Annotated in this window: 16 protein-coding genes and 1 pseudogene; 8 read left to right on the plus strand and 9 right to left on the minus strand. The window is 66.4% G+C overall.

What is annotated here, in order from left to right:
- Positions 1 to 9: 9 nt before the first annotated feature.
- The 8 genes from H7K45_RS21490 to H7K45_RS21525 form a co-directional block, all read right to left on the minus strand.
- Positions 10 to 1,191: an acyl-CoA dehydrogenase family protein gene (locus H7K45_RS21490; RefSeq protein WP_263997984.1), complete on the minus strand. Its 1,182-nt coding sequence runs from the start codon at positions 1,189 to 1,191 to the stop codon at positions 10 to 12.
- 3 nt (positions 1,192 to 1,194) lie between these two features.
- On the minus strand, positions 1,195 to 2,265 hold the full coding sequence (locus H7K45_RS21495) for an acyl-CoA dehydrogenase family protein (RefSeq protein WP_263997986.1): 1,071 nt from the start codon (positions 2,263 to 2,265) through the stop codon (positions 1,195 to 1,197).
- 1 nt (position 2,266) lies between these two features.
- Positions 2,267 to 3,529: an amidohydrolase family protein gene (locus H7K45_RS21500; protein WP_263997987.1), complete on the minus strand. Its 1,263-nt coding sequence runs from the start codon at positions 3,527 to 3,529 to the stop codon at positions 2,267 to 2,269.
- A gap of 176 nt (positions 3,530 to 3,705) precedes the next feature.
- A complete protein-coding gene (locus H7K45_RS21505; RefSeq protein ID WP_263997988.1) occupies positions 3,706 to 4,308 on the minus strand; it encodes an Rv1363c family protein in 603 nt (200 codons plus the stop codon).
- 20 nt (positions 4,309 to 4,328) lie between these two features.
- Positions 4,329 to 5,174 (minus strand): Rv1363c family protein, encoded by an 846-nt coding sequence (locus H7K45_RS21510; protein ID WP_263997989.1) that lies wholly within the window; start codon positions 5,172 to 5,174, stop codon positions 4,329 to 4,331.
- 147 nt (positions 5,175 to 5,321) lie between these two features.
- A complete protein-coding gene (locus H7K45_RS21515; protein WP_372512622.1) occupies positions 5,322 to 6,734 on the minus strand; it encodes a FadD3 family acyl-CoA ligase in 1,413 nt (470 codons plus the stop codon).
- A gap of 32 nt (positions 6,735 to 6,766) precedes the next feature.
- Positions 6,767 to 7,957, minus strand: a complete 1,191-nt coding sequence (locus H7K45_RS21520; protein WP_263997992.1) for an amidohydrolase family protein — start codon at positions 7,955 to 7,957, stop codon at positions 6,767 to 6,769.
- A gap of 68 nt (positions 7,958 to 8,025) precedes the next feature.
- Positions 8,026 to 9,573, minus strand: a complete 1,548-nt coding sequence (locus H7K45_RS21525) for an AMP-binding protein (protein ID WP_263998398.1) — start codon at positions 9,571 to 9,573, stop codon at positions 8,026 to 8,028.
- Positions 9,574 to 9,654: 81 nt separating this feature from the next.
- On the opposite strand from H7K45_RS21525, the gene H7K45_RS21530 reads away from it, so the two are divergent.
- Positions 9,655 to 10,380, plus strand: coding sequence for an enoyl-CoA hydratase/isomerase family protein (locus tag H7K45_RS21530; RefSeq protein WP_263997993.1), 726 nt, complete (start codon positions 9,655 to 9,657; stop codon positions 10,378 to 10,380).
- Here H7K45_RS21530 and H7K45_RS21535 read toward each other — a convergent pair whose 3' ends face one another.
- Complete coding sequence (locus tag H7K45_RS21535; protein WP_263997994.1) at positions 10,381 to 12,600, minus strand: molybdopterin-containing oxidoreductase family protein; 2,220 nt, start codon at positions 12,598 to 12,600, stop codon at positions 10,381 to 10,383.
- Positions 12,601 to 12,692: 92 nt separating this feature from the next.
- On the opposite strand from H7K45_RS21535, the pseudogene H7K45_RS21540 reads away from it, so the two are divergent.
- The 7 genes and pseudogenes from H7K45_RS21540 to H7K45_RS21570 all read left to right on the plus strand — a co-directional run.
- Positions 12,693 to 13,799 (plus strand): annotated as a pseudogene (locus H7K45_RS21540) (LLM class flavin-dependent oxidoreductase); the annotation flags it as partial.
- The gene (locus H7K45_RS21545) at positions 13,797 to 15,008 is read left to right on the plus strand and encodes a sulfotransferase family protein (RefSeq protein ID WP_263998399.1); all 1,212 of its coding nucleotides are present in this window, start codon (positions 13,797 to 13,799) and stop codon (positions 15,006 to 15,008) included. The pseudogene H7K45_RS21540 and the gene H7K45_RS21545, both read left to right, overlap by 3 nt.
- Positions 15,009 to 15,818, plus strand: a complete 810-nt coding sequence (locus tag H7K45_RS21550; protein WP_263997995.1) for a sugar phosphate isomerase/epimerase family protein — start codon at positions 15,009 to 15,011, stop codon at positions 15,816 to 15,818. It abuts the gene before it with no gap.
- Position 15,819: 1 nt separating this feature from the next.
- A complete protein-coding gene (locus H7K45_RS21555) occupies positions 15,820 to 17,055 on the plus strand; it encodes a DUF1214 domain-containing protein (protein ID WP_263997996.1) in 1,236 nt (411 codons plus the stop codon).
- A 258-nt stretch (positions 17,056 to 17,313) separates the two neighbouring features.
- Complete coding sequence (locus H7K45_RS21560; RefSeq protein WP_263997997.1) at positions 17,314 to 17,991, plus strand: hypothetical protein; 678 nt, start codon at positions 17,314 to 17,316, stop codon at positions 17,989 to 17,991.
- The gene (locus H7K45_RS21565; RefSeq protein ID WP_263997998.1) at positions 17,988 to 18,746 is read left to right on the plus strand and encodes a hypothetical protein; all 759 of its coding nucleotides are present in this window, start codon (positions 17,988 to 17,990) and stop codon (positions 18,744 to 18,746) included. Before H7K45_RS21560 ends, H7K45_RS21565 begins: the two co-directional genes overlap by 4 nt.
- The gene (locus tag H7K45_RS21570) at positions 18,743 to 19,348 is read left to right on the plus strand and encodes a cytochrome c oxidase subunit 3 (RefSeq protein ID WP_263997999.1); all 606 of its coding nucleotides are present in this window, start codon (positions 18,743 to 18,745) and stop codon (positions 19,346 to 19,348) included. The genes H7K45_RS21565 and H7K45_RS21570 overlap by 4 nt, the downstream gene beginning before the upstream one ends.

Genomic DNA, 19,348 nt, shown 5'->3' on the forward strand with positions numbered 1-19,348 from the left:
TCTCCTCGATCACGTCACCACCGAATAACTGGGCCGCCCGAGCCCAAGGACGTTCTGAGCGATCATGTTTCGGAACACCTCCAAAGTGCCACCGTAGATACCCGTGGGGACGGCCAATCGGAACAGATGCTCGGCGGCACCGCCGCCGACCGACCCGTCGGCGTCCACCGGCAAGCTCGACGCGATTCCGACGACGTCCATGAGTTCGGGGGCGATGTCACGCATCGTCTGAGCGAGTGCAACCCGGCCGAACATCCCGGGGGTGCTCAGCGCCGCCTCCATGCGGGCGACGAGACGACCGAAGCGGAACCCAACCGACCCGTCGTCGACGAGTCGACGACCGCCTGTGCCAACATCTCCGATCACGGCACCGACGCCGTCGACGGCCTGCGCCATGAGGGCCCCATGGTGTGACATCGTCGAAAGGGATTGGAGCCCAAGCGTGTCGCGGTCCTGGATACCGTGTTCGACCTTCAGGGCCTCGCGCATCACGCTCCACCCGCCGTCGATGTCGCCGATCCGGTAACCGTCGGCGACGCGGACGCCGTCGTAGAAGACGATGTTGGTGCGGTCACCGTCGACGGTGCGGATGCCGTGAATTTCGATGCCCTCGGTGTCGAGCGGCACCAGGAACATGGTCAGGTTGCAGTGCTTCGGCGCGGTCGGATCGGTATTGGTGAGGAGGAAGACGTAGCGGCTGTGCTGCGCGTTGGAGGTGTACATCTTCGAACCGTCGACGATCCAATCGTCGCCGTTGCGCACCGCCCTGGTCTTGCACGTGGCGACGTCGGAACCGCCATCGGGCTCGGTGAATCCCAGGCAGATCCTGACGTGGCCGGACAGCACACCCGGCAGGACCTCCTCGATCAGTTCCGTTGATCCCGTGGACAGTACGATCCGCGCGACCATCGCGGTGGTACCCCAGTGAAACCACGGTGTACGTGCACGTCCGATCTCCAATTCCCAGATTCGCCGTTGCACGGGGCTGAAGCCGCCCTCTGACTCCGGAAGGAAGTCGCCGGCCAGGAAGCCCAGTTCTCCGAGCGCAACGTGAACGGCCTCGTCGAAGTTCTCGCCGGTGTCCCGGTCGCGGCGAATGACCTCGTCGGTAACACACGTCCGCAACGAGGATCGGACCCGCTCGAGGAAGGCCTGATCGTCGTCGGACAGCGGTATCCGGGAGAAGTCCATCCGTCAGACCGCTGCGTCGGAGCGCCTTTCGCGCTCCACGACGACCTTGGCTATGCGCGCAGCGGCGACGGCGACGTCGCCGGCTGCGAGGGGCCACCCCCTGGCCCGAACCAGGTACGCCGACGCGGAGGACTCGACCGAGACTCCGAGACCGCCCTGGACGTGGACGGCAGTCGTCGCGGCCTTGGCCGCCTCGTCGGTCATGAAGACGAATGCCGACGCCGCGAGCTCGGAACGTTCCTCGGGTTCGTGGTCGAGGAACCACGCCGCCCGCCGGGCCAGGTTGCGACCGCTCTGGACCACGATGGCGATGTCCGCCAGCGGGTGCGAGATCGCCTGCAGCGTTGAGATGGTTACCCCGTGGGTGCGTCGATTCTTGGCGAATTCGACTGCACCGTCGAGAGTCTTTTCGACCAGCCCCACCAGCGATGCAGCCACGAGCAGCCGCCACTCGTCAACCGCTCGCTCGTACTTCTCGAGTGCGGCCGGACCCGTGGCCACCACCGTTCGGCTGGCGGCCTCGGCCGGGTCGATCCACGCCATTGGCAGGCGAGCGATGTTGTCGACGACGGGGCGATGCGTGTCGAACGTCAGTCGGACGACGTCGTTCCCGTCGACGACGACCACGTGGTCGGCGACGGCGCCGGAGGCGACGAGCCGTCTGCCGCCCGCACCCGTCGTGTCGAGATCCAGGCCGGCGATCGACCTTCCGCTCAACAGCGCCTCCGCCAAGACCCCGTCGCCGTCGAACGCGCCCAATGCGGCGAGGAGGCGACTCGTCACAACGTGGCCGACCCATGGCACCGGTGCGATCGCGCGGCCGATCTCCTCGGCCACGAGCGTCAAGTCGACCAGCGTGGCGGCGTCGCCTCCGTGAGCACCCGACAGCGCCATCGTCGTCGCGCCCATGGCGCACAACCGATCCCACAGGGCAGGATCGAAACCGCCTGCTTCGGCGGCCCGTACGACCTCGATCGGACAGTGGGATTCGAAGAATCCCCGGTAGGCGACCTGAAGGTCGACGTGGTCCTCGGTGAGGCTGTAGTCGAGCCTCCGCAACTCGTATCGGTCCATGCTAGGTCGTCGTCAGATTCTTCTGAGCGAAGCGTTCCGCCCATTCCTTTCGGGACCTGATGGACACGTCGACGTCAGATGCCTTGGCGCGCAACGAGCCGACGGATGCCTGATCCCGGGGCGTCTTGGCAAACGGATCCCAGCCGAAGAAGCGGCTCGAGTTCTGCCAAGTGATCTTGTCGATGTCCGTGTCGTCGGCGCCTGCCCCGTTCAACTCGGCGAGCACCTGCTCGGGCGCGTCCGGCCAGAAGCAATCCGAGTGTGGGTAGTCGCACTCCCAGGCGATGATGTCGATGCCGATCTCGTGGCGCAGTTTCAGCGACGTCTTGTCCGTCACGTAGCACGCCAGGGAGTGTTCACGGAACACGTCGCTCGGAAGCTTGTCGCCGAAGTCGCGGCGCAGCCACTTTTGGTTGGTGTAGTGCCGGTCACTGCGGTCGAGATAGAACGGTATCCACCCGATTCCGCCCTCGGAGAAGGCAAACTTGAGGTCGGGGTAGTCGCGCATCGCCGGGCCCCACAGCAGATCCTGCGCACACATCGCCGACACCTGGGTGGCCAGGATTATCAGGTTGTCGATCGGGGCGTTGGGCGCCATGCTGATCGCCCCGAAGCCCGTGCCGATGTGAAGGCACATCACCACGTTCAGCTCGGAGAGGGTTCGAAAGACCGGGCCCCAGTACTCACCGTCGTGATAGCTCGGCAGCCCCTCTAGGTGTGGGAGCTCCGGCATCGTCACCGCGCGGCAGCCCTTGGCGGCCACGCGACGGATCTCGGCGCACATCGCATCCGGGTTCCAGGTGGGCATCACTGCGATGGGGATGAAGCGATCCGGGTAGCTGCCCGCCCACTCGTCGATGTGCCAGTCGTTGTAGGCCGACACCATGATCAGCGTGACGTCCTCGCGAAACTGGTTGAGGTGGCGGGCGGAGAAACCGGTGAAGGTGGGAAAGCACATCGACGCGAGGATGCCGTTGCGGTTCATGTCCCGCACGCGCTCGTGCACGTCGTAGACGCCCGGCCGCATCTCTGCGAATCCGGCAGGATCGCGTCCCCATTCCTCCGGGGGCCACGACACCACCGCGTTGAGACCGCTCACGCCCTGCGGCTTGCCCTGGTACATCCACTGGTCGACGCCCTTGTCGTCGGTCACCACGATCGGTGCGTCGGACTTGTACTTCTGGGGCACGTGGTTGAGGAACATGTCCGGTGGCTCGACGACGTGGTCGTCGATGCTTATCAGGATGAGATCGTCGACGTTCAAGGTGCTTCCTCCGATGCGTCTACCGCCACTCCTGGCGGCCCATGTCCCACGATGACATATTAGCTGCACTTTGTAAAGCTCATTGTCCCCAAAGATGTTGTTGGACAACCGTTTTAGCGCGCCGTCGACACACGGCCGCCGCCGGGTAGCACCGTCGCCGACGAGCGCCGACGGGCCTACACGGGGTCGAACGACGAGATGAGCCAGTTGCCGCCCACGTCGGTGAGACCCACCTTGACCGAGCTCGCCGTGAAGCTGCCGGCGGGGTTCTCCTTGCTGGTGGTCGTCTGATTGAGGAAGACCAGGACCACCGCAGAACCCGGTTTCAGTTCCGACACCGCGGATTGCACGACGGTCGCGGACGTCTTCACTGCCTTCTGCCGGACCGCGGGAGTCACGATGTCGTGGGTGAATTGGCTGTAGTAGTCAAGGAATCCGCCGGTCAAATGGGACTTCGCCGTGGTGAAGTCCTTGTCCATCGACTCGGGCGCGTAGGACAGCATGGCGATGGATCCGTCGCTGGCCGCCTTGATGACATCGTTCGCCACCGAGGCATTCGTCTCCCGATCGGGCCGGAACTGGTTGACGTACACCCAAGCGGTCAGCCCTGCCGATCCAATGAGCAACGCCGCGAGCACGATTGGCATGACGAGCCGCTTACCGCGACGCTGCGGCACGGTGCCCTCGGACTGGACGTCGGTGCTCTCATCGGCGTCGGCCTGGGGGTCGGGGGCCTCCGTCGAGGCATCCGCCGTCGTCTCGTCATCGACGCCATCCATGCCCTCTTCGTTCGTCGACGTCACGGTACGAACTCCACTTTCGCCAGCTTGAGTCGACCACCGTCGCGCGCCAAGTCGACCCGAAGTCGCCAGGATCGCGGTTGCTGCTCCTTGCTGGCGGCGTTGGACACCTGGGTGGTGACCGCAACGAGGACTGTCGCCGTGTCCTCGGTCATCGCCTGTACACCGGTCGCAGTGACCGTCGCCTCGGTGATGACCTTCGAAGATTGGGCCACGGAGGCGAATTGCTCGGACTGGCCTTCGAAGTCCTTCTTGAAGTCGCCGGTCGTGTTGTCGAGGATTCGCTTGACGTCGTCCTGAGCGTTGTTGAAGTTCAACGACATCAACGTCACGACGCCCTGACGGGCAGCTGCGGCGAACTCCGCCGATCGCTGCTGCTCCGCCGCGGCCATTCGGTGCTGCCACGTCATGTATCCGGAGGCTCCGAGGAAGCCAAGACTGCATAAGACGACGAGCGCGGCCGCCGCCGACCGAACGCCGATCCGTGGAAGTCGTGGGCGCAGGCGTCGTCGTGCCGGACGTCCGGCGTCGGGGACTTCGGTGGCATCGGGTACGTCAGTGGCTCCAGCTACTTCGGTGGTGCCGGGACCGACGTCGGGCACGTCGACTTGGGGCGTTCCCACTGGTGCCGCGCTCGCGGCTGCAAGCCGGCGCAGGGTCACCGCCTTGGCGCGGGCCCTGGCTGCCGCGGCGGTGGCCTCCGCCGCCTGCGCTTCGGCCTCGGCTTCGGCTGCGAGCGCCGCGAGGTCCTCGGACCTCGTGGCCGGCTCCGGGGCGTCCGTCACGGCCGAATGCCCGTCGGCTCTGCCGGTGAGCACCGGTGAAGCTCCCGTCGGGGGCGACATCCGACCTCCTGTCTCGGCTTCCATGCGGCCTGTCGTGCGAGAATAGCGTTATCATTTTTGCATACTGCTACTACAGTACCTGAGTTTGACAGTGGCGAGAATGCCTTCTTCGCTGCGATAACGTTGTTCTCCGACCCGTGCCCGTCCCTAGTGGAGACGATCCTTGACCACCTTGCCGGCGGCGTTGGTGGGTAACACGTCGAGGAACTGTACATACCGCGGGACCTTGTAACCGGCCATTCGCTGACGGCTCCAGGACAGCAGGTCTTCGACGGTTGGCGGTTCGCCACGGGCCTGCAGCACCACGTAGGCCTTGCCGACCTGTCCCAGCCTCTCGTCGGGCACACCCACCACGGCCGCGTGAGCGACACTGGGATGCTCGGTGAGTATGCCTTCGATCTCAGCCGGGTAGGCGTTGAAGCCGCCGACGATGAACATGTCCTTCTTTCGACCGATGATCCGCAGTCGACCCGACTCGGTGAACTCCCCCAGGTCTCCGGTGTGCAGCCAGCCCTGGGCATCGATCGCCTCCGCCGTGGCCGCCGCGTCGTCGAGGTATCCCTGCATGACTCCGTAGCCGCGGACCAAGACCTCGCCGTCGTCGCCGAGTCGCACCTCGACCCCCGTGCAGGCAAGACCTGCGGTGGTGGCGACGTCGGCAAAGGAATCGCCGGGCCGCGACAGTGTCACGTTGCCGGCTTCGGTCAGGCCATAACCCGTCATCAGCGTCGAGAACGGGAGTTCGGCATGGACCCGCCGAACCAACTCGACGGGAATGTCGGCTGCCCCGGTGACCCCGGCTCGAAGCGACGCCAGCCTGGTCTTGTCAGCCACCGCGAGCAGTGCGACGTACACCGTCGGCGGGCCGGGCAGCATCGTGACGCGTTCGCGTTCCACCAGATCGACCACGAGGTCCAGGTCGAAGACTGCCACCGGCAGCATCGTCGCACCGCGCAGGAACGACGCCACGAGCCCGGCCTTGAGCCCGAAGGTGTGGAAATAGGGATTGATCATCAGGTACCGATCGCCTTCGCGCAGATCGGCCAGGGTGGCCCACTCGTCGTACATCCGAAGCGTCTGGCGATGATTCATCATGGCGCCCTTGGGTTTTCCCGTCGTCCCGGACGTGTAGACGACGTCGGCGATGTCGTCGCCGTCCACCGGGCACCAGTAGGGCGCGCCGGCGACCAGGGCGTCTGATGTCACGTCGTGCAGCCGGATCCCCGGCGGGACGTCGAAATCACGCCCCAGGAAGCCCTTCTGCACGAGGACGGCCTTGGCGCCGCTGCGCGTGATCACGTCAGCAGCTTCGCCGTCGGTGAAGCGCGTGTTGACGGGAACGAGGACGCCGCCAGCGGCCAGTACTCCGAAGGCCGCGACGATCCAGTGCACTGAGTTCGGCGCCCACAAGGCAACTCGGTCACCCGGACGAACGCCCATCTCCGCGAGGGCACCCGATGCGCGGCCGATCCGGTCGACCAGTTTGGTGAACGTGAGGCGCAGCGGACCGTCGACTACGGCCTCTGCATCGCCGAATCGGTCCGCTGCGCTCGCGACCATCTCGGGGATGGTCTTCCAGGCGTGGGCTTCGGTCACGCAGTGATGAGCCGAGCCAAGTTGCCCCCCATGATCTTTGCCTGATCGTCGACTGCGAGGTGATCCAGGGCGGTGACGTAGTGGGTGGGCTCGGCCAATCCCTCTGGGTGGGGCCAGTCGGAGCCGTACAACACCTGGTCGACACCGATCAGGTTGATGAGGTCGTCGATGCCCTCCTCGTAGAACGGGCTGACGAAGATGCGGTTCTTGATCTCCTCCATCGGATTGCCCAGGAACGCCTCAGGGGCCTTCTTGTAGACCTCCGACATGGAGTCCAGCAGCGGAAACATCCACCTGGACCCGGCCTCGACGATGCCGACCTTCAACGTCGGGAACCGGAACAGCGCACCGTGAATCACCCACGACGCCACGGCATCCTGAATCGGACGCCATTCGTTGAGGATCGACATCGCGTTGGTCTGAAATGGCAGCATCTCCTGGGCGCCGCCGTCCCACTCGGAGGTGTAGCGCGAGTAACCACTGTCGCTGGAGTGCATTCCGACGAAGACGTCGTACTCGACGCACTTCTGCCAGAACGGATCGAACTCGGGCAGCGCAAACGACCGCGGGCCACGAAAGCCGGGGACCGGGGCCGGCCGGATCAGGATCGCCCGCGCGCCGCGCTTGACCGCCCACTCGAGTTCCTCGATCGCCTTCTCGACGATGGGCAGCGTGATGACCGGGGTGGTGTAGATGCGGTTCTTGTAGTTGAACCCCCACACCTCGTGCAGCCATTCGTTGAGTGCGTGCACGATGACGTGGATGGCGACGGGATCGTCGGCGAGGCGTTCCTCGATGAGGCTTGCCAACGTCGGGAACATCAGCGACCGGTCGAGTCCGAGCTCGTCCATCTTCTCCAGGCGCGGCGCGGGCTCGAAGAACGCCGGGATGGCCTTCATCGGCTCACCGAACAGCTCTCGCTTGCTCTTGCCGTCGGGGTTGCCGAACTTGAAGTACTCCTCCCAGGCGCCAGGCCTGGCGACGACCGAGAAGGTGGGGTTGGGAATGTAGTTGCTGATCTGGCCTCGCAGCGCAATCTTGGTGCGGCCGTTGATCTCGACGTACTGGACGACGTCCTTGTATTCCTTCGGCAGGTACTTGGTCAAGGCCTCAGGCGGCTCGTACAGGTGGTTGTCCGCGTCGAACAGCGGAAAAGGAATGTCGACCCGGTGCGAAAGCTGACCCATGCGGAATTCTCCTTATCGTTTGTGAGAATCATATTCTCACAAACACTGGCTGGCAATGGTTCGCCAGCTCACACCCGCGGCCGAAGGGACTCCCGAACTCGGAACTTCTGCACCTTGCCGGTCGCCGTACGCGGGAAGTCGGTGGCTTCGTGCAGCTCCTCCGGCCACTTCTGCCGCGCCGCGCCGGCGGCCTCGAACTGCGCGCGCACCTCCGCCAGTCCGGGCATGACTGCCCCCGTCTGGATCCGCAACACCGCCGCGACGCGCTCGCCGAGCCGGTCGTCGGGGGCCGCCACCACCACGGCCTCGGCCACTTGCGGCATCCCGAGCAGCACCTCTTCCACCTCCAGTGCGCTGACGTTCTCGCCGCCCCGGATGATCACGTCGGCGAGGCGGTCGGTGATCGTCAGGTAGCCGTCGGCGTCCAGGACGCCGATGTCGCCGGTGTGATACCACCCGTCGGCGTCGAAGGCCCGTGCGGTGAGTTCGGCGTCGGTGTAGCCCAGGCAGAGGTCGGGTCCGCGACTGAGGATCTCGCCGTCCCCGGCGAGCTTGACCTCGACCCCCGGCCGGGGGTTGCCGTCGGTGTACAGCCGCTTGTCCTCGGGGGCGTCCGGGCGGGAACCCGTGATCGACGGATGCTCGGTGCTGCCGTAGGAGCGGAACACGAAGAAGCCGAGGTTTGTGAGGCGTCGCGTCAGGGCGGCGGGCACGCTGGATCCGCCGAGTCCGACGGTGGTGAAGAGCCTTCGATGATCGTCGGTGCAGTCCGGATGGTCCAGCAGGCTGGTGACGAAGTACGGCGGACCACCTCCAATCGAGAGCCCGTCGGACTTCATCAGGGCCAGCACCTTCGCCGGATCCCAGACGTCGACCAGGTCGACCGGCGCCCCCTCGATGACGGGTATCAGGGACGCGCCGACCATGCCGATGAAGTGGCCTACCGGGGTCGCCGTCATCTGCCTGCCGCGGTCGGGCGGATAGGAGGCGAGCAGCTGGCGTGTCTCACAGCTCAGGGTCTGATGGCTGTGGATGACGCCCTTCGCGTCGCGGGTGGTGCCGGAGGTGAACGCGATCAGCGCGGGGGCACCCGGATCGGTCGGGACGGTACCGAGCAGCGGGTCGTCGGCGAGCAACGCGTCGAAGCCGCGGTCGCCGTCGGTGCCGACCAGCGCGACGATCGGCACGTCCCGGCACAGGTCGGGCGAGAAGGTCATGCGACCGAAGCGCTCGGTGGTGACGAAGACCCGTGGCGCGGAGGTCCGCAGGATGTGGCCGACCTCCCTGGGGCCGTAGAAGTGCACGATCGGCACGACGACCGCACCCAGCAGCGCCGTCGCCCAGAAGGTCGCGGCCGCCTCCATCCAATTCGGCAACTGCATCGCCACGACGTCACCGGGTCCGACCCCACGCGCCCGCAGCCCGGCGGCCAGCCTGCGGGCCACCGCCTCTACCTCGGCGAAGGTGCCCGCCCAGGGGCGTTCTGACGAGTGCACGTGAAACGCCACGTCGGGGTGCGCCGCCAAGCCGGCCGCCAGCATGTCGCCGAGGGTCTCTCGCCGCCACCAGCCCTGCTCCTCGTATCGTTTGGCCAGTTCGGGCGGGACGACTCGCAACGGGTGGGCTACCACGTGGCGATGTTATTCTCCTAATTTGAGAATGCCAATTTCATTGATGGAGAACGGCGGACGAACACCATGATCGACCTGGACGTCGACGACGGCTTGGCCGTCGTCACCATCGACCGACCGCACGCGCGCAACGCCATCTCGCTGCAGACGATGGACCGGCTCGACGACGCCCTCGACGGAGCGGCGGGCGCCCGCGCGCTGGTGATCAAGGGCGCAGGCGACAAGGCCTTCGTCTCCGGCGGTGACCTCAAGGAACTCAGCGCGCTGCGGACCGAGCACGACGCAGCGGCGATGGCACGGCGCATGCGCGGAATCTGCGACCGCATCGCCGCGTTCCCCGGCCCGGTGCTGGCCGCGCTGAACGGACACGCCCTCGGCGGCGGTGCCGAGGTGGCCGTCGCCGCCGACATCCGGTTGGCCGCCGACGACGTGAAGATCGGCTTCAACCAGGTGTCGCTGGCGATCATGCCGGCCTGGGGTGGCGCCGAACGACTCGCCGCCCTGGTCGGGAAGGGCCGCGCGCTGCTGCTGGCAGGGACCGGCAGGATTCTCACCGCCGACGAGGCCCACCGGGCCGGTCTCGTCGACGTCGTGGTCCCCCGCGCCTCCTTCGAAGACGAGTGGCGCACCGTGGCTCGCCAGCTCGCGGCGGCACCGGTCACCGCCATCAAGCGCGTGATCTCGGGGGTCACGGCCGAGGAGGCCGTCGAATCGTTCGCCCGGCTGTGGGTGTCCGACGACCATTGGGCCGCCGCGGATCGGGTGATGAACCGCCCGAGGAGGACCGACTGACTAGTTGGGCCGCGCGCTCACGCGCACGGGGATGTTGCCCTGCCGCGGCATGCCCGTGATCGGGTCGTAGTCGGTCTCGGTGGGCACCAGTCGGCCGACGTTGCTTCCCCGGTCGCGCACCTCGTGATCCTCGGTCACGAGTCCCCCGAACGCGTGGTGCATCGCCACGACGTCGCGACGCAGCGTCTCGTCGGCCTCCAGGACGCTCGGAATGTGGTCGTGCGGCGAGCTGACCGTGACCAGGGCGCCGTCGTCGATGCCGAGGGCGGCCATCGCATCCGGGTGCATGTAGACCGGGTTGTAGGCCTTGCCACGGTTCAGTGCGTCGAGCGCCGTCCCGGACGAATTCATGAAGTTGCCGTGGCGCCGCGGGATCAACCGGAACGGGAAGGCGGATTCACTGCGCGCTGCCCCGAAGTCGTCGGTCAGCATGGCTTCCAGCTCGGCCAGCAGATGGGTGTTGCCGACGTCGAGGCGGTCCGTGCAGCCGGCATCCTTCTCCGCCACGACGGCGTCGACGTCGAAGATCTTGCCGTGCGGGTGAGCGGCGACCTCCGACAACGGAATTCGCGAGTTCGCACACATCTGCTCGAACAGCTCCTCGGTCGTCATGTCGGTGTCCCCGTTGACGTTCAACACCACCGGCGGGGACTCCATGAACCGGCCGCCGCCGCCACCGAAGAAGTTGACGAACCACATGTCCAGTGACATGCGCTTGGCCAAGCCAACGAAGAACTCCCACTCCTCGGTGAGATCGGAGCCGGCGGGTGGGTCGACCAGCCGCGGCGCGTACTGACCGTAGGCAGCCGGGATGCCCGTGCCGCTGGCGTAGAACTTGATCAGCTCGCTGCCCTGCGTCATCGCCGGGGTCTCCATCTGCATCTTCGGTGCGATGACGTAGTCGGCGAGGCGCGAGGTCAGCGACATCTCGGTGTCGAGGGTGACCAGCAGGTCCAAGCTCTCCAACGCGCGTTGGGTCTTTCGCTGATCCGGCCATGCCGCCATCGGATTTCCGCCGACGCAGATCAACGCCTTCACCTGACCGTCGCCCTCGAGCAGAATCTCGTCGGCCAGTGCGGCCGTTGGCATCCCACACACGGCGTCGGTGAGACCGCGCACCCGCAGCCGCTCCCCGTAGCCCCAGCCCTCGTACGGCGGATGGGCCTGGGCCTTCGCGGCGAACGCGGGCATCAGCGTGTTGGGCCTCGTCACCCGGCGCCCCGCCCGCTGCCACCGCCCGCAGATCGTCGTGAGGCAGAGACACAGGTACTCGAGCAGGTTGCCGTGCATGGCGAAGTTGGCGCCGGTTCCGGCATTCACCATCCCGCCTCGTTCACCGTGGGTGGCGAAGAGCCGGGCTGCCTCGACGAGCTGCTGCTCGGGGACGTCGGCGCGCTCGGCGACGTAAGCGGGGGTAAACCCGGAGACCGCTCTTGCCAACTCGGTGAAGCCGTCGACGTTCTCGGCGAGGAAGTCGTCGTCGCACAATCCCTCTGAGATGATCACGTTGAGCATCGCCGCCACGATGGCCGCGTCCTCGCCGGGTCTGGGTTGAAGGTGGATCGCCGCGCGCGCGGCGGTCGGCGACCGCCGCGGGTCGACGACGATCAATCTCATCCCCCTGGCGAGCGCGTCCTTGAGGTTGCGTGCGGGGTTCTGGCCGGGAATGCCGATCGCCTTGGACACCAACGGGTTGGTGCCGATCAACATCCAGCTGTCGGCCCCGTGGAAGTCGACGTCGCCGCCGAGCCAGTGACCGTGTGCCGCCAGTGCGATCTGCTTGCCCGGCTGATCGATGGTGTTGGCGGTGAAGAACATCGGCGACTCGATGGCCCTGATGAAGGCGTTGGCCATCAGCGGCGACGCCGGATACGGCAGCCCGTTGGTGCCGAGATAGAGAGCGACCGAGCGGGGCCCGTGCTCGGCGATCAGTTCGCTCAGCCTCGTGGCGATCTCGTTCATGGCGGGCTCCGCGGCCACGGGTTCGTACGAGCCGTCCGCGCAGCGCCGTTGACTGTGCAGCAGGCGATGTGGGTTGTTGTGGATCTCAGGCAGCGCCCGGCCCTTGGCGCAGCTGTAGCCCTTGAACATCGGGTTGTCGGGGTCACCGGTGACCTTGGTGAGCCTGCCGTCGGTGACGGTGGCGAGCACCCCGCAGTGAGCCGAGCAGATGCGGCAGATGCCGGGGCTGGTGACGGCCTGTTCGGTCACCTCGCGCATGACGCGCAGACGGTGGCGCGATTCCTCGACATAGCGCTGTGCACTCGCTTAGCATAGTCGACATCGACGGGCCGGGAGGCACATTGGCGAGCATGACGGTTCAGCCCGCGGCGTTTCTGCGCACCACCCTGCCGCTCCCCCTCGACGCGCTGACTCAGTACGACTCCGGGCGCTACCACTCGATATGGCTGCCCGACCACATGGTCAGCTTCTGGCCGGACTCCATCTGGATCCCCGAGTTCACCGATCTGGCCACGGTGTCGCCGTCACCGCACCGTCATCTCGACGGCATGGCCGTCGCCGCCGCCGCCGCGGTCCTGACGACCAGGACGTCCCTCGTGACGACCGTCGTCGACACCGTCCGCAGGCACCCCGCCATGCTCGCGCAGAGCGCGCTGACCGTCGACCATCTCTCCGGCGGCCGCTTCATCCTGGGACTCGGCTCGGGCGAGCTGGAGAACACCGTGCCCTACGGATTCGACTTCGCCAAGCCGGTCAGCCGTTTCGAGGAGGCGGTTCGGGTGATCAAGATGCTCTGGGAGAGCGACGGTCCCGTCGACTTTACCGGTGACTTCTTCCGGCTCGAGCATGCCCGGTTGGACACCGAACTGGTCGACGGACGACCACCGCCGATCTGGATCGGCGCCTCGGGACCGCGCATGCTCGACATCACCGGCAGGTACGCCGACGGATGGTGGCCGAACGGGGCGTACACCCCGGAGTCCTACGCCGAGAAGCTCACCGTCATTCACCGGTCGGCTGAACGGGCTGACCGTGACCCCGCAGCCGTGGTGCCCGCGCTGACCCAGATCTGCCTCATCGGCGACGACGACGAGATCGCCGAGATGCTCGAGGCGCCACTGGTCAAGGCGATCATCCTGTTGATGACCGCGGAGGATCTACTGACCTTCGGTTACCGGCACCCGATGGGTCCGCGGTGGCGCGGCGTCATGGACTTCGACCCCGTCAGCCTGTCGCGGGAAAGAATCGTCGCCTTCTGCGAGCAGGTCGACACTCAGGCCATCCGCGACGTCTTCCCCTGCGGCACACCGCAGGAGGTGGCCAGGAAGATCATCGGCTTCGCCGACGCGGGCATGCGAGTGTTCAAGCTGATGGAGTACGGCTCGATGGCCGGGCTGCGGTTCGCCGCGCGATCGGCCGCCAAGGTGCGCGCCACCGAGGACGAGGTGTTGCGCATGCTGGCCGGCCCCGTGCCGACCGCTGCGGCGGGCGGGCGGCTCGACGCCGATGCGCTGCTAAACGCCGCCCAACGTAGTACGGGGTTGTCCGACTGGGGTGACGACACCCTGCCCACCCGCTTCTCCGTCGCGGTGGACCACCTCAACGGGGCGGGCCTGGATGTCGATGGTCGACGGGCCGCGGCGGTGAACTGCGACTGGCTGTTGACGTCGCGGCTGGAGTTCTTCGCCGACCGCCGCCGCCACGACGTCGCCGACGAGGTCGTCGACCGGCCCACGTTCGTCACCGGTGAACCTCGGTCGGGGACGACGCTGATGCACGCGTTGATGTCGGTCGACCCGAATGCCCGGGCACTGCGGTTCTGGGAGGTGATGTACCCGTCGCCCCCGCCCGGGCTCGCCGGTGCCGACGACGACCGACCCGCCAGAGCCGATGCCGACTGGCGCGAGATCAACGCCAAACTGCCCAAGTGGCTGCACTCGCACCCCTACAACGACATGCTCGGCGACGGACTGCCCGAGGACGAGCGGACGTGGGCCTTCGACTTTCGCGTCATGACGCCGACCGCGTGGTGGCGGGTGCCGGTGCAGAGCCTAGTCGCCGGGTTGCCGACCGACGCCGTGGCTCAGTACCGCATCCACCGCGCGATGTTGCAACAACTGCAGTACCGCCGGCCCCCGAAACGGTGGGCGCTCAAGGGCTTTCACGGGTTCCGGCTGGCGGCGCTCTTCGACGCCTACCCCGATGCCCGGCTGATCTGGTTGCACCGTGACCCGGTGCAGGTGGCTGCGTCGCGGACGATGATGATGGCCGACATCATGGACGGCATCCTCGACGGCACGGGCGCCACCTTCGACCTCGCCACCGAGACCAAGGCACATCTGGAGATGACCAGGGCGAGCGTCGCCAACACCATGACAAACCCCTTGACCGACGACCCGCGCATTCGGCACGTGCGCTACACCGACTTCGTCGCGGACCCGGTGGCGACGATTCGCGGGTGCTACGCCTTCGCCGACCGTGAACTGAGCCCCGACGCGGAACGGGCGATGCGGACCTACCTCGCGCAGAACAAGGGCGACCGGCACGGGAAGTTCCGCTATTCGACCACCCTGCTGACCGACATCGGTGAGGATCTCGACCAACTGCACGAGGAGTTCCGGCCGTTCCGGGAACGATTCGGCGTCGAGGTCGAGAAGCGGGACTAGATGCATCCACGGGTGTCGCTGCACCAGGTCGCGTTCCTCGACGAGCCCACCGAGGCGTTCCTCGACCACTGCCGCCGCATCGGCGTCGAGAACGTCTCGCTGATCTCCTCGTCACTGGCCCGATCGGGCGAGTACGACGTCGCCCGGAGTGCCGTCGATGGCGGCGGGCCTCGGGTGTCGGCACTGAACCATCCCTTCGCGGTGTACCCCGATCTCGCCCAGGACACCGGGTCGGCGGTCGAGAACCTAGTCGCGGCAATCGATCTCGCCGACGGCCTCGGCGCTCCGCTGGTGTACCTGATCACCGGCGGCCGCGGAACCCTGAATTGGGAGCAGGCCGCCGGCCGCTTCGCCGACCTGATCTCGCAGTGCGCGGGCCACGCCGCAGCACGCGGGGTCGCCCTCCTGGTCGAGAACGCGTCTGCCTTCAACGCCGACATCCACTTCGTGCACACCCTCGCCGACGCCATCACCGTCGCCGAGGTCGCCGACGTGGGCCTCTGCATCGAGTTGCACGCCTGCTGGTGCGAGGGTGGGCTCGCCGCCCTGCTCGACAAGGCCCTGCCGCGGACCCGTCTGATCCAGGTCAGCGACTACGTGCTCGGCGACCGGTCGGCACCGTGCCGCGCGGTACCCGGCGACGGCGCAATCCCGTTGCAGGACATCCTCGCTCAGCTGATCAGCGCGGGGTACGCGGGCGTCTTCGACGTCGAGTTGGTGGGCCCACGCATCATGGCGGAGGGCGCCCGCGAGGCCACCGAGCGCGGCGCGCGGCATCTGTCGAACCTGCTGACGCGATTGGGGGCCTGACGTGGCCTGCGGCGACGGACCCGCCGACGAGTCGCTCCGCGACGCCTGGCACCACTTCTGCGACCGGCTGAAGACTGCCGGTGACGCCGTGTTCAAGGACGCCAACCCGGCCACACCGATCGCGAGGGCCGACGCCTTCCGCTTCCTGACCCAGAACCTTGGTCAGGCCTTCGACTTGGCACTGGAGACCAAGGATCCGGCCTACCCGCAGCTGCACCCGTTCTGCACGCCTACCCGCAAGCTGGGCGGCGACGTCGCGGACTTCACCTACCGGCAGGCCTGGATCGACGGTCGGCACGCCTACCGGATCACCGGGCGCCGCGGATCGGCTCGCTGGCTGAACGTGACGGTGCAGGGCCCACGGCCCGACCTCATCCCGGGCACCGACTGGCCGAGCCTGCACGAACCGTTCGGCGACGTCCCCGAGTGCAACGTCTTCGGCCATCAACTGCACACCGATGCCGACGGCACCTTCGAGCTCGTCATCGGCGGCGATCGGCGCGAGGGCAACTGGCTGCCGACGACACCGGGATCGCGAAAGGTGTTCATCCGCGAAGCCTTCGACGCCTGGACCGAGACCCCCACCACCATGACCATCGAACGCATCGGCATGGACGCACCACGCCCCGTCCCTGGCCCCGAGGGGCTGATCGACGCGATGGACTGGGCCGGTGCCTTCCTCACCGGCGCCATGCGCGACTGGCCCGAGCATTCCTGGCGGTACTCCGGTGGCATCTGCGATCCCACCGTCACCAATGCCTTCCCCCGCGACAAAGTCGCCGACTCCGCGTCAGACGTCACTCGCGGCCGGGTGGCGGCGCACATGGTGTGGGAGCTGCGGCCCGACGAGGCGCTGATCGTGGAGATGGACGCCCACGACGGGTTTTGGATCTTCGGCATGGGCGGGGTCTTCGTCGGCAGCATGGACTACCTGTACCGCCCCGTGAGCTACACCCCGGCCCGCACCGCCGTCGACGGTGACGGCGTCGTCAGGTTCGTCATCGCCCACGACGATCCTGGAGTGCACAATTGGCTTGACACGCAGGGCTTCTCGAACGGAAATCTCACCTACCGCAACCTGGCCAGCGTTAATCGGGCCGTGTTCCGTACCCGCCTGGTGTCGCGATCGGCGGTGCTCGACGAGCTGCCGGCGAACACTGCGCTCGTCGACGCCGCCGGGCGGGCCCGCCAGCTGACCGACCGCTACCACGGCGTGAAGCTCCGCTACGGCATGTGAAGCGGCCCGAACCTTCCTCGGCCGCCGTGACGGTATGACCGACCACGCGCAATGCGCGTCCCTGCTCGAACCACACTCACTACCAGGACGGCCAATTTTGTTGACTAGAGTCAGCGAGCACTGTTTGATGACATGCGTGCCTGCATCGACGCGGACCGAGGGAATGACGTGACCGAGGTCCACGTCGATGATGAGACCGCCGTGCCCGCCAGCTACGTCGTGCGGACGCAACTCGTGTGCCTCTGGACACTGCCTGTCATGGGCACTTTCCTGCTCATCGCGTTCCTGATGTTTCCCGGCTTTCTTCCCCCGATGTCACCGAGCCTCTCCGCGCAGGAGGTGGCCGACTTCTATCGGGATCACAGTGCCGCAGTGAGATTCAGCATGATCACCTTCAACGTCTTCGGCGCGATGCTGTTACCGTTCTATGCCGTCGTCGTCGGCCAGATTCAGCGGATGGCCACTCCGAGTCGGGTGCTCGGATACTGCTACATCACCGCCGCCGCGAGCGGAGCCACCGTCTTCGCGATGGCAGACATCATGTGGCTGCTCGCCGCCTTCCGGCCCGAGCGCAATCCCGAACTGACACAACTCCTCAACGACATGGCGTGGATGATCTTCATCGCCCCCGTCGGGATGATGGTGGTCCAGAATCTCTGCTTGGCGTTCGCGGTGTACCTCGATTCGCCCGACCGTCCGGTCCTGCCGCGCTGGGTAGCCCTACTGAACATCGCGGCGGCGCTGGCCATCGCTCCGGCCGCCGGGGCGGCCGTCGTGACCACTGGTCCGTTCGCGTGGAACGGTGCCGTGTCGTTCTGGCTCAAACTGACCACCCTCGCGATCTACCTCGTCGCCATGTTCATCGTGCTCCGTCGCGCGGTGCTCCGGCAGGTCCAAGAAGCGGCCGCCGGCCGGTCCAACGGACTGGTGCTGTGACCCAAACCGCGCCGCCGTCGAGTCCGCCCTTCGGCACCACCCGGCGTTCAGCCTTTCTCGGCAATCCCAAAGTCGACCTCTGGGTGGTGTGGTGGACCATCCCGATCTTCTATGCGATCCAGGGCGTCATCTACGTTCCGCTGACGCGACTGATGCCTCCGCGGCGGCCAGACATCGCACCCGATCAGGTGGCGGCGTTCTTCGAAGAGCACTCGCTCGGAATCAAAGTCGGCTTCGGGCTGCTGATGGTGGTGGCGGGCTTCGTCGGCACGGCGAACGGGCTCATCGCCTACCAAATCCGACGAATGTCGGTGCACCCCGCGTTCTCGTATGCGTTCATCGCGACGCTCGCCGTCGGTTCCACGCCCGGATTCCTCTGGGGCGCTTTCGCGTTCCTGACCGCAGTGTTGCGACCCAATCGTTCACCCGAGATGCTGACGGTGCTCTACGACATGGCGTTTCTGTCCTACATCGGATCGTTGGGGTGCTTCGCAGCTGCGTGGGCGGTCCTGGGCGCTGCCATCCTGCTGGACAAGAACAAGGTCTACCCAAAGTGGTTCGGCTACGCCACGATCTGGCAGATCGTCACGGAGTTCATCGCCGGCGTCGTCTTCAACTTCCACGCCGGCCCCTTCGCTTGGAATGGGCTGGTGGCCTTCTACGTCAACACCGTCGTGTACGTGTTCTGGCAGGTTTGCCAGTTCTACGTACTGTTCAAGGCGATCCAATGGCAGAACATGGAGGCACCCTCGTGACGGACACACGTGCCACCGACGCCGAGCGGGTCACCGCAGCTCAGCCCCGCCGGGGACGACTACCCGGTGACGGCGCGATGTGGTTCTTCGTTCTGGGCGACATGATCATCTTCGGGATGTACTTCGTGGCGTTCATGATCTTTCGTGCCGGGGAGGTCGAGGCCTTCGACGCCGCCCAACGCCACCTGTTACTGGACGCCGGCTTCCTCAACACCCTTTTGCTGCTGTTCAGTTCGTGGCTGGCAGCGCGGGCCGTTGTCGAGGCTCGCACTGAGCGCAGCGCATCGACGACGAGGTACCTTCTCGGTGCGGCCGCCTGCGGCGGTGCCTTCCTCGTCGTGAAGCTGTCGGAATGGTTCTTCGAGGTGAACTCAGGCCAGACGTTCAACAGCGGAACGTTCATGGCCTTCTATTACGTGCTCACGGGCGTGCACATGCTGCACGTCGTCATGGGAATGGTCGTGATCGGTGTGGCCACCTGGTACACCAAACGCTCTCGGCTGGTGCGGGTTTCGGTCGTCGAGCAGGCAACGACATTCTGGCACATGGTCGATCTGCTGTGGGTCGTCATCTTCGCTCTCCTCTACGTTCTGAGGGCCTGA

The organism is Mycobacterium yunnanensis, assembly GCF_025823185.1.
Lineage (GTDB): Bacteria > Actinomycetota > Actinomycetes > Mycobacteriales > Mycobacteriaceae > Mycobacterium > Mycobacterium yunnanensis.

Excerpts from the sequence above, each read along its gene's own strand:
- H7K45_RS21560 (WP_263997997.1), top strand. The coding sequence starts at position 17,314 with ATGGGCACTTTCCTGCTCATCGCGTTCCTGATGTTTCCCGGCTTTCTT.
- H7K45_RS21520 (WP_263997992.1), bottom strand. The coding sequence starts at position 7,957 with ATGGGTCAGCTTTCGCACCGGGTCGACATTCCTTTTCCGCTGTTCGAC.
- H7K45_RS21515 (WP_372512622.1), bottom strand. The coding sequence starts at position 6,734 with ATGGTCGCGAGCGCAGCGGACCGATTCGGCGATGCAGAGGCCGTAGTC.
- H7K45_RS21550 (WP_263997995.1), top strand. The coding sequence starts at position 15,009 with ATGCATCCACGGGTGTCGCTGCACCAGGTCGCGTTCCTCGACGAGCCC.
- H7K45_RS21510 (WP_263997989.1), bottom strand. The coding sequence starts at position 5,174 with ATGTCGCCCCCGACGGGAGCTTCACCGGTGCTCACCGGCAGAGCCGAC.
- H7K45_RS21535 (WP_263997994.1), bottom strand. The coding sequence starts at position 12,600 with ATGCGCGAGGTGACCGAACAGGCCGTCACCAGCCCCGGCATCTGCCGC.
- H7K45_RS21545 (WP_263998399.1), top strand. The coding sequence starts at position 13,797 with ATGCTGGCCGGCCCCGTGCCGACCGCTGCGGCGGGCGGGCGGCTCGAC.
- H7K45_RS21530 (WP_263997993.1), top strand. The coding sequence starts at position 9,655 with ATGATCGACCTGGACGTCGACGACGGCTTGGCCGTCGTCACCATCGAC.
- H7K45_RS21490 (WP_263997984.1), bottom strand. The coding sequence starts at position 1,191 with ATGGACTTCTCCCGGATACCGCTGTCCGACGACGATCAGGCCTTCCTC.
- H7K45_RS21495 (WP_263997986.1), bottom strand. The coding sequence starts at position 2,265 with ATGGACCGATACGAGTTGCGGAGGCTCGACTACAGCCTCACCGAGGAC.
- H7K45_RS21505 (WP_263997988.1), bottom strand. The coding sequence starts at position 4,308 with ATGGATGGCGTCGATGACGAGACGACGGCGGATGCCTCGACGGAGGCC.